The sequence below is a fragment of the Enterobacter sp. Ap-1006 genome (genome assembly GCF_011752835.1).
In the GTDB taxonomy this organism is placed as follows: Bacteria; Pseudomonadota; Gammaproteobacteria; order Enterobacterales; family Enterobacteriaceae; genus Cedecea.
In genome coordinates this window covers 1-3,639 of sequence record NZ_VWWU01000014.1, presented here as the reverse complement: position 1 = coordinate 3,639, position 3,639 = coordinate 1, and the positions used below count along the sequence as shown (strand labels likewise).

The following is a 3,639-nucleotide window of genomic DNA, read 5'->3' as shown; positions in this document are numbered from 1 at the left end:
TAAAAATACCCTCGCCAAACGCATTTATAACTCCGGGGATGCCACGGCATTTGTACGCGTTGAGGTTAGTGAAATCGTTTATAACGAGCATAGCCCGGTAAAGGAAATTCCGCTTGATAATGAGGCCATTGTTAACGGGCAGGGCGCCGGGGTTATTTCGTCCCCGCCGCGGCTAATTATCCCTGCGGGCGGAATGCAAACCAACAGACTGGTCTATACCGGCTCCCGGAATAAAGAGTCTTATTATCGCGTGCGTTATATTCCCGTCGTGCCGAAAAACAGGGATGAATTTGCGCTCAGCAAGGATGAAGTTGAAAAGTATCAGGATGCCATTAACGCCAGCGTCAGCGTACTCACCGGGTTTGGCACCATTGTGACCGTTCATCCCGATAATGTTCGCTTCGATACGCAAATTACGGATACAGGTAAAAAACTGCGTATCAGCAACAAGGGGAATGCCTCTGTGGTTATCAGCAACCTGAAATCCTGCGATGCAACACTTAAAGACTGTAGTCCACCCGTCAATATTCAATTAAGGCCCGGCCGGAGCCTGGAGCGGGACATTGTGCCGCAAAAAATCTGGCACTACACGCTGAATGAAGGCAGTCAAAAAAAGGCGCTGAAATCAGGTTCGTAATTTGAAGTAACCCTGTTCTATCTATTATCAAAAGGAATGATATATGTACGCAAAAAAAATGACTTTACTCGGTGCCCTTCTGGCGACGGCATCGGCGGTTCACGCTGCCCCTCTGCAGGTTGATTTCAACGTAGAGGCGGCGATCCCTGCTACTGATTTCTTCGTCACGCCAGTTAACGGCTGGAATGCCCAGACGCAAAAAATGGCATGGAATGCGGCGACGGATTCTCTGGATGGATTTTCTCAGCAGCTGCAAATGAAAAATTCCGGCGGGAGCATTAAAGCCTATCTGTCCGGGCAGCCTGTGCTCAGCTCGGCCGGCGGTACGGATACTATCGATCTCCAGGTGAATATTGCCGGCCAGACACTGCCGATTGACGCAGCGTCAGCGGTCACGCTGTACAACGCTTCCGAAGCCGCAACAGAGAAAACGGCCACCCTGACGGTAAGCCAGAAAGCTGCTGGCACTAAACCAACGGCCGGGACCTACATCGGGGCCGTGACCATGATGTTTGATACCGAAGCGCCTTAATTTTAGCGGCAGCAGTATTACTGGTTTGTTCGGTTAACGAACAATCGTGCATTGAGGAGAAAAGAGAGAGGAATTTCTCTTTTCTTTCTTCGGAAAGAAAATTTCAGGCGTTTGATATTATGGGATTCTTGCGTCCATTAACAGGGTCGTTATTTCTGCTTTTCAGCAGTGTAAATGTTTTGGCTCAACCTGCGACACTTGCCAGCCAGGCAGCGGCTATGCCGGATGATTTTCAGGCGCATTTCTTCAATGCCCCGCTTTCAGCCCGCATTATGGTAGATAACCGGGTCCTGGGCGATGCCATGATCATCGTGACGGAGGATAACCGGGCCAGGATTATCCATTTTACCGATAACGGCGACAGTGAGTTTAGCGCGGCCGAACGCCAGCGCTGGTTAAAGGCGTTCACTGACTTTGTTCCGCTTGGGAAGTGCAGTGACCATGCCTGCCCGCCGGGGCTGCTGGCGGCGGATTACAGCCTGAGCGATGCCCGCCTCGTTTTACTCACGCAGCAACCGGGAAACGACGCGAATAAATACTGGTATACCTTACCCGAAGATGGGGATTCAGGCCTGCTGCTGAATAACCAGCTTAACCTCAGCGGCGGCGAGCAGCAGTCAAGCATGAGCTGGAACGGGGGCCTGGAGGCCGCGCTGGGGACCTGGACATTAATGAGCCAGTTTCAGCATGACCAGACCCGCAGCAACAGCCTGGGCAGCACTTCCCGCCATGCCATAACCTCTCTCTACGTTCAGCGTGAATTTCAGCAACACTTTCTCCGTACCGGGCTATTTACGCCGGACAGCCAGGGTCTGCTGCGCCAGCCTTATACGCCGGGAGGCGGGATCAGCACGCTCGCCGGCATGATGGCAGGCAGTAGCGACGTCCTGCTGAAGGACGGCGACGTGCCCGCGCTTTATCCCGTCTACGTGTCAGCTAACCGTGAAGGCGTGGCGGAAATTTACCGCGACGGCACCCTGATAAATTCTCAGCCCGTTGAACCCGGCCTGCAAATGTTAGATACCGCGCCGCTGCCGGCCGGTATTTATGACGTTGAAATTCGCCTCATGGAAGACGGACGTGAGAGCAGCCGGGTCACAGAAACCATCAATAAACCTTCCCGCTGGCGTACTCCAGGCCAGCGCCTGCGCTACAACGTGTTCGCCGGGCAGCAGCAGACGCTGTGGAACAGTGACAAAAGCGAAGAGAATGGTGAGGGTGAATTTGCGGCCGGAGCCAGCATCAACTACCTGCTGCATCCGATGGCGACGGTTGGGGCCGCAGTGCAAAAAATTGGGCAAGAACGGCAGGCCGGCGTCTCGCTGGACTGGCAGGCGGCAAAGCCGGTGCAGCTGTACGGCAATATCTGGCGGAGCAATCTCACCGGCCACGGGTTTGATACCCAGGGAATATGGTCCCACGCCCGGGGAAACGTCACGATCAGCCACAGCCGGAGCTGGTATCGCAATGAAGACGAGCCTTACCACTACTATCGCTCGCGTCCGTCCCTTGAGCACAGCAGCACACTTTCTACCACCTGGCGCCTGAACAGTGAAAACAGCCTCACTGCCCGCCTGACGCACAGAAGCCGCAATAACGGCATCGGGGCCGATGTCGGCTTCAATACCCGAACAGCGCTGGCGGGGAATGTCATTAACTGGCGACTGGCCGCGTTTGACCGCCCCTACGGCAATGACAGCTCGTTACGCAACCGCGGCGTGAGCCTCTCCGCCAGCTTTGCGCTCGGCGGCGCGAAGCGCAGCGGCAATATCAGCGTCGGCAGCCGCACGGACACCAGCGGCGGCCGCGACCTGTATACCTCTGCCTCAGTCAATCAGACGTGGGATAAAGGACCGATAAAAATGACCACCGCCACCTTAACGGGGGATCGGTACGGCGCTGGGTTCAGCACCTACAACCAGTTTGATACGCCGGTGATGGCGGGCACGTTCTGGGGGCAGAGTTCAACGCTGGACGGCAGGCTGTCCGGCGGCCTCAATACCGGCAGCCTGCTGGCATTGGGTGGCGGGCGGGTCACAATGTCGAAACAGGCGGCAAATTATCAGGGCGGCGGCATGATAGTGGATGTCTCCTCCGACGATAAAAATGCCGAACTGGTGGCGCTTTATCCGGGCGGTGCCGTGCCGCTCAAACCGGGCAGGAACTTCATTCCGGTCGATGCCTGGCAACCCGGCACGGTGCAGATTGACTTCCCCGGCACGGAAGCCCCGGCGCTGAAAGTCGAGCCTGAATACCTGAGCTACCAGCATATTCCCGGGGGCGTCAGTGCGTATTCCGTGAAAGTGATGAAAACGGTGACGGTGATGGGTCGCCTGGTGGACGGCGATGGCCACGCCCTGGGCGGTGCTCAGGTGGTGAATCATGCCGGCAGGACGGTCACCGAATCCGACGGGCTGTTCACCCTCGAAGTGCATGAAAACAACCCGGTGCTGGCGGTGGAGTACCGCGC

Annotated in this window: 3 protein-coding genes; all 3 read left to right on the top strand. The window is 56.2% G+C overall.

Annotation, left to right across the window (positions count from 1 at the left end; all coding sequences use genetic code 11):
• Positions 1-637: hypothetical protein (locus F3J28_RS22230; RefSeq protein WP_166879824.1), on the top strand; the 637-nt coding region annotated here is incomplete at its 5' end.
• Between the two features lie 43 nt (positions 638-680).
• On the top strand, positions 681-1,169 hold the full coding sequence (locus F3J28_RS22225) for a CS1 type fimbrial major subunit (protein ID WP_166879822.1): 489 nt from the start codon (positions 681-683) through the stop codon (positions 1,167-1,169).
• A 218-nt stretch (positions 1,170-1,387) separates the two neighbouring features.
• On the top strand, positions 1,388-3,639 hold a 2,252-nt coding region (locus F3J28_RS22220; protein ID WP_166879819.1), incomplete at its 3' end, for a TcfC E-set like domain-containing protein.

Excerpts from the sequence above, each read along its gene's own strand:
- F3J28_RS22225 (WP_166879822.1), top strand. The coding sequence starts at position 681 with ATGTACGCAAAAAAAATGACTTTACTCGGTGCCCTTCTGGCGACGGCA.